This is a genomic window from Candidatus Thermoplasmatota archaeon, assembly GCA_030018475.1.
Classification (GTDB): domain Archaea; phylum Thermoplasmatota; class JASEFT01; order JASEFT01; family JASEFT01; genus JASEFT01.
This window is the reverse complement of sequence record JASEFT010000058.1, coordinates 1-8273: the sequence shown is the minus strand read 5'-3', so window position 1 is coordinate 8273 and position 8273 is coordinate 1. Positions and strand designations below refer to the sequence as shown.

The window sequence follows — 8273 nt, the reverse complement described above, 5'->3', positions numbered from 1 at the left end:
GTACGGCATACAAAATATTTAATTTATACTCGGAAAAACACCTTCGGAACTACTGGCTTTGGCAAACACGAAAACATTCAATACCTCACAATGCCATTTCCAAACTGTGTACATAGAGCATCCTTTAATCAAGTCTGAAAGTATTGAAAGGAGAGATTATCAGGTAAATATTGCGCAGAGCTGTTTGAAAGGCTCTACGTTAGTAGTTCTTCCTACTGGTATGGGTAAGACAACTATAGCTCTGCTCGTAATTGCAGAAAAACTAAGTTCAGGTAAAATTCTGTTTCTAGCGCCTACCAAACCTCTTGCAGAGCAGCATTACAAATATCTTGAAAGTTATATTATCAACCAAAAAAATTCGTTGCTTACAGGTGAAGTTGCGCCTAAGAAAAGACTCAAAATCTGGAATGATAGTAATATTGTGGTAAGCACTCCTCAAGTTATTAAGAACGATTTAATTGCAGGAAGAATAAATTTGAATGATGTGGCTCTAATAATTTTTGATGAAGCTCACAGAGCTGTAGGCAACTATTCTTACGTATTCATTGCACAGAAGCATTCTAATTTAGTGCTGGGAATGACTGCTTCGCCAGGAAGTAGTACTGATCAAATTTTAGAAGTATGCAAGAATTTAAAAATAACAAATATTGAGCTTAGAAGTGAATATGACGAAGATGTTAAGCCTTATGTGCATCCTATAGCTATTGACTGGGTAGCGGTTGAGCTACCTGAAAATTTAAAACTCATTATTAAAGAGCTTAATGAGGTACTCGCAGAAAGGATTGCCGAACTCCGTAGCTTTGGACTGCTAAAGCCTAAAGGAAAAATTTCTACTAAAGAGCTTTTAGAAGCGCAAATACAAATTCAAAGAAGAATCAAAGCTCGTCTGCCAAAAGCGCCTGAGTCTTTATTCTTTGCAGCTGTAGTGCAATCTGCGGCTGTTAAAATAAATCACGCAATAGAGCTAGGCGAAACTCAAGGTCTAGAATCGCTTAGAAATTATTTTGAGCGTTTGGAAAACGACCGTTCAAAAGGCGCGAAATTACTTTTAAACGATCCCAGAGTAAAAAAAGCTATAATGCTTGCTAAAGAAACAGAGGTTGAGCATCCTAAATTAAGAGAAGTAGTAACGGTGGTAAAAGAGCAATTAAGTAGAAAAAAGGATGCTAGAATAATAGTGTTCACGCACTACCGCGATACGTCAGAACTTGTAATGAAGGAACTAAATCAACTACCTCATATAAAAGCAGTAAGATTTATAGGTCAAGCTACAAAAGAGAAAGATAAAGGGCTGAGCCAGAAAGAGCAAGCTGAAATAATTGAAAAATTCAAGAGAAACGAGTGCAACGTTCTTGTAGCTACTGCGGTAGGAGAAGAAGGTCTCGATATACCGCAAACTGATTTGGTCGTTTTTTACGAGCCTATACCTTCAGAAATAAGAACTATTCAGAGGAGAGGCAGGACAGGGAGAGCAAGAGCTGGCAAAGTTGTGATTCTTATTACTAAAAAGACTCGGGACGAGGCTTATTACTGGAGCAGCAAAAAGAAAGAGAAAAGTATGAGATTAGAGATACAGAGGTTAAGGTACGAGCTAGCAAGAGCTAAAAGTGAAGAAGTAAAGAAAGCTCAAAAAGAAAGCAAATTTGAGAAGCCAGTCGGGCAGCTAACTCTTGCAAAATTTACTGAAGAGCAAAAGCTAAAAATAATTGTAGATACAAGGGAGCTCAATTCCGGAGTCGCTCGTGAACTTTCACTCCTAAATATTAATATCGCATCAGCTCAGTTAGAAACCAGCGACTATATAATATCAGATAGGATCGCTGTAGAAAGGAAAACAGCTGAAGATTTTGTACGGTCTTTGATTGAAGGAAGATTATTTTCGCAACTAAAATTGCTAAAGAATACATATCCCAAAGCGATTTTGGTTTTGGAAGGCGAGCCTTTAGCCACAGGCAGGAAGATATCAGAAAACGCTATCTTAGGTGCTTTGGCTAGCATTGTTACAGATTTCAATATTCCTATAATTCAGACGAAAAGTGAAAGAGAGACAGCCTTGCTGTTAAGCAGTATTTTAAAAAGGGAATTTGAAGAAGGAAGGGCTCCTAGCATCAGAGGTAGCAAACCAGCTATGAGTTTAAGGGAGCGCCAGCAATTTATTACAGAAGGCTTGCCTAATATTTCTACGATACTCGCGCAAAGACTTCTGGCTCATTTTGGGTCCGTGAAAGCAATTGTAGATGCAGAGATAGGAGAGCTTATGCAAGTAGAAGGTATAGGTAAGAAAACAGCTGAGGAAATAGTAACAGTACTAAGAGCTAAATATTTAAGCAATGAAGATGAGGCTAAACATTGACCCTGCTTTACTAAATATTTTTCCGGATTTAGAAGTTATTGAAACTGAGATTTCAGAAGTAACAGTAAAAAAAGCAGATAGCACTCTTGAAGAGCTTAAAAAAGAAATTATAGAAAAAGTAAAAGCATTTTATAGTTTAGAAACGCTGAAAGATGCTAAAGTGTTCAGAGCATATCGCGACTTCTTCTGGCGATTGAAAATAGATCCTACGAAGACAAGGCCTGCTGGCGAAGCGCTCATTAGAAAGATATTGCTTGGCAAGGAAATGCCTGCGATAAATAATGTAGTGGATTGCTATAATTTAGTTTCTATACAAACTGGTATAGCTATTGCTGCATTTGACAGCGCTCGGCTAAAAGGCGCTTTGAATTTGAGATTTGCTAGAAAAGGCGAGAGTTTTTTAGGTATTGGATTTGAGAGCGAAGATTTGCTTGAAGGTAAAGAGATTGTTGTTAGCGATGACGATAAAATAATTGCAATTTATCCTTATCGCGATTCAGAGCATACTAAAATAACTTTTGAAACTAAGGCACTGTTGCTGATATTCTGTGGAGTGCCTGGTATTGAGCTTGAGCAGTTAATTCAAGCTAAAGATTTGTGCCTCAGTTATGTAGAAAGATACTGTAAATAACCGAAAGTTCTAATTAGCTCTAAGTGCTATTATAGCTACATGACCCAAAGAACATTGATTTTGATAATAGCATGCTCTATTTTTAGCTCTTTAATCAGCCCCAACGCATCAAGCTTAAGAGAGAACATTCCTAAAGTTTCAGAGCTGGTTATAGATACTAATATTACCTGGGAAAATACCTACATAGAGTTAAACGAGAACCTTATTATTGCTGAGAATGGCTCTTTAACTCTGAAAAATACAACTTTAAAATTAAACTGCACCGAAATTGTGCATGGAGAGGTGGTCGGCGTAGACGGTAAGTACGGTATTCGCGTTATGGGTTCTCTCTATATTTTTAACTCTACTATTACGAGTACTTCCGCTGTCTCTAAAGAAGGCAGGTTTTGGTTTGAAGTTAATAAAGGAGCGAATTTTAGTATGAGAAGTTCAACTTTGAGCAAATGCGGGTATAATGCTACAGGACTAACGATAGGGGCTGAAGATGTAATTATTGAGAACTGCAGTTTTATAGAAAACGATTGGGGATTAAAATTCAGCAATACCAAAAATTGCGTGCTAGCAAATAGCTCAATTCACTCAAACTGTCGTGGAATTAGTATTTATCAATCCACAAATATTACTATTAATAGCTGCGATATCAAGTACTGCGAGGGTACTGGCATTTGGCTAGAAAGCTCGTCTAGCAACTTAATCAAAAACACCAAAATAGCGGAAGGTAACGAAATAGGTGTAAGAATTAGAAATTCCTATAACAATACATTACTAAAATGCAATATTTACAGTAGTAGCAGTGGTCGCACTCATGGGATATTAATTGAGTACGCGGGGCACAATTTAATAAAGAGCTGTAAAATTTCAGAATATAGCGGTGCCTGGGATGACATACTGAGGTACGGCATAAGGGCTTTTAACTCTTATCACAATACAATAACTCAAAACCACTTTATTAACAATACTGCTTGGGACAACGGCAACAACAATTGGAGTATGAATTATTGGAGCGATTATACTGCTACACCATATAACATCTCAGGAGGTAATAATAAAGATAACGATCCAGCACTAACTTCTGTGTTTGTTTGGGAGATAACGGGAGAGGTTAGGTTGGTAGATAAAGAAGAAATTTTAAGCAAAAGTGTAATTGTAAAAGCCGATGGAAAATTTGTGTTAGAAAACGTAACCTTAAAATTAAACTGCGAATTCGATGGCGAATATAATATTGAAGCTCAGCAAGGCAGCGAGCTCTATATCAATAACTCAACAATTACTTCAAATACAGACTATCGTTATAGCTTTGCGGTAGGGAAAGGCGCTAAACTCATACTCAACAACGTTACTCTAATCATGTGCGGATGGAGTTTAGAGAATCCTGGGCTTGTAATAGAAGCTGATAACGCATTATTAGAAAATTGCAAAATTTCAAATAATTTTATAGGAGTATTTCTAAAAAATACTTTAAATAACAGTATAATTGCTTGCACGATTTCTGATAGTATTCATGCAGGCATCTTCATAGAATCTTCTCCAAACACTACAATCGAAAACTGTAAATTTTATAATAATGCTTATGGAGCTTGGATTTCTAACTCACTCAATACTACAATCTCAAACTCACAATTTAACTCAAACTCAGAAGCAGGGCTGTATGTAGCGTTACCACTGGCATATAAAATAGTAGTAGCAAATTCAACTTTTTACGATAACAAATATGATATGAAACTTTACTCTTCTGTGATTTCAAATGCTTCCTACTGCCAGAGAATTCAATTCCTTACCGAACATGCAGAACTTGAAAGTTATTGGGAGCTGAATATTAAGGTTTTATGGAAAGCTAATGGCATAGCTGTTAAAGAAGCTGAGGTGAGTATCTACGATAAAGATAACACTCTTGCATTCTCAGGACGAACTGATGAGTACGGCATTGTCAGAGCAACATTAAAGGAATACACTGAAAAAAGAGCTGGGCGAGTGAACTCCACGCCATATAGAATTCTCGTAGTAAAAGGTCTAGCCAGCACAGAAGTCGGAGATATAAAAAAAGTTAATGATGTCGTAGTAGAACTTGAGTATCTGGCTCCTCCAGAAAAATTCGAGCTTAAAATACCTCTAGAGGTCTGTGTATTGTTCGCAATCGTTTTAATATGTATTGCTTTAATACTCATAATTGAGCGAAAGCCTAAGCCTAAGAGCAAATTCTAAGTATAGAAATGCAATGGACTGAGAAATACAGACCCCAAACCTTAAAAGAAGTAGTAGGTAACGATGCTGCTGTAAAGCTCCTTAGAGAATGGGCTGAAGGCTGGCAAGCTGGTAAACCTGAAAAAAATGCAGTAATACTCGTAGGAGCTCCTGGGGTAGGAAAAACAACTTGCGCATATGCGCTAGCAAACGACTACGGTTGGTGCGCAATAGAGCTCAACGCTTCAGATACTAGGAATTACGAGGCAATAAAAAGAATTGCCGGTATTGGCGCTAGCTACGAGACTTTTACTTCGCAAGGCGAGTTCATTTCTACGAAAGGAGGCTGGAGAAAGCTGATAATACTTGACGAAGCTGATAATTTGTTTGGTAAAGAGGATAGAGGAGGTATGCAGGCAATTGTAGAAGTTGTAAGAGCAGCTCGTCAGCCTATTGTGCTTATTGTAAATGACTATTACGAGCTTACAAGAAAATCAAGCGCTATAAAGGATCTGTGCTTGACTATTAAATTTAGAGCGATTCAAAGGGACGCCATTAAATCGGTACTTAGCAGGATTTGTAAAAAAGAAAAAATAGAAATTGCCAGTGAAGCTCTTACAGAGCTTGCAGAACGAGCTAATGGTGACGTGCGCTCTGCAATAAACGATATGCAGTCTGTAGCTGAAGGGCGCACCAAAATCAGTCTTGAAGATATTGATGCACTCGGTAGAAGAGATCCTAAAGAGACTATTTTCAGTGGTTTAACAAGGATATTTAAAACCACAAGTTTAGAAAAAGCGCGAGCTACTCTTCAAGAGCTTGAAGAGCCTCCTGACTATATCATACTGTGGCTAGATGAAAATCTACCTTTAGAATATAAAGAGTTTTTAGATTTGAAAGAAGGTTATGGAATGCTATCTAGAGCTGATGTTTTTCTAGGCAGAATAACCAAGCGCCAGTATTATGGCTTATGGGCTTATGCAAATGACTTGACTGCCAGCATAGCACTTGCTAAGCAAGCGCCTTACAGAATGTTCACAAAATATCAATTTCCGTCATGGCTTTATAAGATGAGCAGAGCAAGAACTTCTCGTGAGCTTGAAGATAATGCACTTGCAAAGCTAGGTAAATTATGCCATATTTCTAAAGCTGCTGCACGAGAAAATATTTTGGGCTGGTTCAAACACCTTTTTAAAAATCAACTTGAATTTGCAGCTAATATGATTGTTAAATTAGGGCTTGATAGTGAAGAAACTGCATGGCTACTTGACGAAAAGCCTGATAGTAGCAAAGTAAAGCGTTTAATTGAAAGTATTGAAAAGAAGCGAGCTATCAAAAAAGAGGTTACAATCAAAGAATATACGTAAATGTACAAAGAAAGAGAAGCCAGATATCCAAGTTTGAGAGTAAGCGAAATTTTCTATTCTCTACAAGGTGAGGGCTTACATCAAGGTTTGCCAACAGTATTTGTTAGGCTCGCGGGCTGTAATCTTTCATGCTCGTGGTGCGATACATTATACGCAAGAGATTTTAAAAGCGGCAAAGCTCTTACAATTTCTGATATTATTGAGGAAGTAAAAAAAAGTCGTTGCAAATATGTTTGTATTACAGGCGGCGAGCCGCTATTACAAAAGCCTGTAAGATCTTTGATTCACCAGCTACTGAGACAAGGACATCAAGTTGACCTTGAGACTAACGGATCAGTTAGTTTAGAAAAACTACCTAGGGACAAGAGACTATTTATTTCAATGGATATCAAATGCCCTTCATCTAAAATGGAAGGAAAAATGCTGTTCTCCAATATTGCTAAACTGAGATGCACTGACCAGCTGAAGTTTGTACTAGCGGATTTAAACGATTACAAGTATGCTAAAAATATTGTTAAAAAATACAAGCCTGACTGCAATATTATCTTCATGCCAGTTTATGGTATAGACCCGGGCTTTATTGCTGCGCAAGTGCTTAAAGATAGATTAAAAGCTCGTGTGCTACTCCAACTCCATAAAATTATTTGGGGCGAGAAGAAAGGGGTATGAAATCAAATTCCTAAAATATTCTCAGTACTATCCACGCCGAGCTTGAAACGTTCAACTTTCTCTTTGAGTACATCATCATAAGGAGTTCTAAATCTTACGTAATTCTGCGCTCTTAAAGTACCTTGAATAATTGCGCTCCTAAAAAGTTCTACTGAGCCGCAGGTAACGTTACCAATTACTTGCGCTAAAGAGCCGAGCTTGAGATTGCCTTTACATTCCAAATCACCATGAAATATAACTTTACTATCAGCTTCTACATCCCCGCCAGCTTTGAGAGAGCCGTAAAGCTCAGTCCCAGCGCCTATTTTTACATTACCAGTAACGTAAAAATTACCTGTAATTCTGCATCTATTTCCCACTCTGCAACTACCTATAATTTTTACTCTATCTTGTGCAACAACACTATCTCTAGGCAAGAAAAAGAACTCATCGGATATCATAAAATAATTTTCGCCTTTACTAGCTTCAAGCTCGTCAAGTATTGCATCTACTTCTTTACTTCTACCCTGCCTTAAAAGCTCTAAAATATAAATGAATATATAAATCACAAGAGGTATTGGGCTTCTTATATTTACCCAGCCCTTAGCCTCAAAACCTTTTTCTATACTAACGTTATCGCCGACATCGAAATCTTTGCCTGCGCTTACCTTACCTAAAACTTTAACTTTATCTGCTAAATAGATATCCTGCGCTCCTAAAACATCGCCCATTATTTCACTCCACATGTCTATTCTTATATCGTCTTTGGCGCACAGCATACCACTAATTTTTACGCGCTCTCCTACAAAAATTCGTTTGTCTGTAATTATCCCGTAATTTAAAAAAGTTCTATCCGCAATAACAGCATCGCCTTTAGTTACAATAACACTTTCTTCAAAATTAGTACCACTAGGAACAACGAAAGTTTTTTTATTAAATTTCATTTTTCCCATCCCTAATAAGAAAGCAATATGAGTAGTGGTATTTAAAGGTTGCTTTTATAAACACCACGCTATTTTATAAACTTGCGTAAAGCCGTCATCGTAAATTTTGATAAAAGGTTCTTTCTCAAATTTTTTTAAACTTTCATCGC

At 37.3% G+C, this 8273-nt stretch carries 6 protein-coding genes; 5 read left to right on the top strand and 1 reads right to left on the bottom strand.

Annotation, left to right across the window (positions count from 1 at the left end; translation table 11 throughout):
* The first annotated feature begins 58 nt into the window (after positions 1–58).
* From QMD21_06770 to QMD21_06750, 5 genes are read left to right on the top strand one after another with little or no spacing between them, the layout of a single operon-like run.
* Complete coding sequence (locus QMD21_06770; protein MDI6856462.1) at positions 59–2353, top strand: DEAD/DEAH box helicase; 2295 nt, start codon at positions 59–61, stop codon at positions 2351–2353.
* Complete coding sequence (locus tag QMD21_06765) at positions 2331–2984, top strand: phenylalanine--tRNA ligase beta subunit-related protein (protein ID MDI6856461.1); 654 nt, start codon at positions 2331–2333, stop codon at positions 2982–2984. Before QMD21_06770 ends, QMD21_06765 begins: the two co-directional genes overlap by 23 nt.
* 39 nt (positions 2985–3023) lie before the next feature.
* On the top strand, positions 3024–5186 hold the full coding sequence (locus QMD21_06760; GenBank protein ID MDI6856460.1) for a right-handed parallel beta-helix repeat-containing protein: 2163 nt from the start codon (positions 3024–3026) through the stop codon (positions 5184–5186).
* Between the two features lie 8 nt (positions 5187–5194).
* A complete protein-coding gene (locus QMD21_06755; protein ID MDI6856459.1) occupies positions 5195–6532 on the top strand; it encodes a replication factor C large subunit in 1338 nt (445 codons plus the stop codon).
* Complete coding sequence (locus QMD21_06750) at positions 6533–7201, top strand: radical SAM protein (protein ID MDI6856458.1); 669 nt, start codon at positions 6533–6535, stop codon at positions 7199–7201.
* 2 nt (positions 7202–7203) lie between these two features.
* On the opposite strand, the gene QMD21_06745 is transcribed toward QMD21_06750, so the two are convergent.
* Positions 7204–8124: a polymer-forming cytoskeletal protein gene (locus QMD21_06745; protein MDI6856457.1), complete on the bottom strand. Its 921-nt coding sequence runs from the start codon at positions 8122–8124 to the stop codon at positions 7204–7206.
* Between the last annotated feature and the right edge of the window lie 149 nt (positions 8125–8273).